Source organism: Flavivirga aquimarina, from assembly GCF_030540835.1.
GTDB lineage: Bacteria > Bacteroidota > Bacteroidia > Flavobacteriales > Flavobacteriaceae > Flavivirga > Flavivirga aquimarina.
Map to the genome: position 1 here is coordinate 1 of NZ_JAUOEK010000049.1, position 1,002 is coordinate 1,002.

A 1,002-nucleotide genomic window follows, 5' to 3' on the forward strand; every position below is an offset into this window, starting at 1 on the left:
TAATTTAACGTGAATCTCGTTTAAGCTGCCCATAAACAAAGTTGGTTAGTTTCAATAGGAGTAATATTCAAGGAAGGCTTTTTAGGAAAGAAACAATAAGCAGTTAGTCCAGAAATAAGATTGACCAAAAAGCCTTTAACGGAACGGTGTCTGGTATGTTCAACCTTGCAAATGTTCTTGAGTTCATCATTTACAGATTCCACTAAAGCCCTTTTTCTTAAAAGGATTGCGTCCACATCGGATAGGTTTTGCTGTTTCATGTTCTTTCTGACCTTGGTTATTAATTGAACGCCATCCTGAAAGAGTAGTTCTGCCAGGGCCTTGGAGATATAGCCCTTGTCACCGAAGAGCTTACCAAAGATATCCTTGGTCATGGCGCTCATCACATCAATATTGCGATCGTCCACGCTACCTTTGGTGAGGTAAAATGAGAGCAGTTCCCCACGGTCGTTAATGATCAAGTGGAGCTTGAACCCAAAGAACCATCCCATAGTAGATTTGCCTTTCGAAGCCACGCCCTTGAAGACCCTGTGCTGTTTCTCTCTTTTGATATGGCAGACCCTGAGCAAGGTCGAATCGATATAGTTGATGCCCCTTGATTTTCCCAGACCCCTGTATTTCAAGTACAGCATGAGCGGTAACAATGTTCGTTCCTGTCTTGCATTGAAACGGACATAGCTGATCAGCTCAGGGAACAGGTCGTCCAAGTGCTTACAGACATATTGCGTGTAAAAGTGTTTGAAATTGGTGAACTGCCCATAATGGAACAAAAGATAGATGCTCATCATTTCACTATCACTGAGCCTGCCCTTCCTGTTACGGTATTTAACACCGGAAGCTTCTAAAACAGGAACCTGTTCAAGTTGGGAGCTAAATTCATTGCAAAAATCGTCCAGTTCTACGAAGAATTCTGTAATTTTATCTCTAAGCATAAAGGTTGTTTTTTGAGGTTAAACTAAAATTTTGTCACTTTAATTTACTCAAAAACAGCCTTTTTTACTA

At 40.8% G+C, this 1,002-nt stretch carries 1 protein-coding gene; it reads right to left on the minus strand.

Features of this window, described 5'->3' with window-relative positions; genetic code table 11:
* Window positions 1-20: 20 nt before the first annotated feature.
* Window positions 21-932 carry an IS982 family transposase gene (locus tag Q4Q35_RS02865; protein ID WP_303276416.1) on the minus strand — a complete coding sequence of 304 codons (912 nt, stop codon included), beginning with the start codon at window positions 930-932 and terminating at the stop codon, window positions 21-23.
* Window positions 933-1,002 lie beyond the last annotated feature (70 nt).

Excerpts from the sequence above, each read along its gene's own strand:
- Q4Q35_RS02865 (WP_303276416.1), bottom strand. The coding sequence starts at position 932 with ATGCTTAGAGATAAAATTACAGAATTCTTCGTAGAACTGGACGATTTT.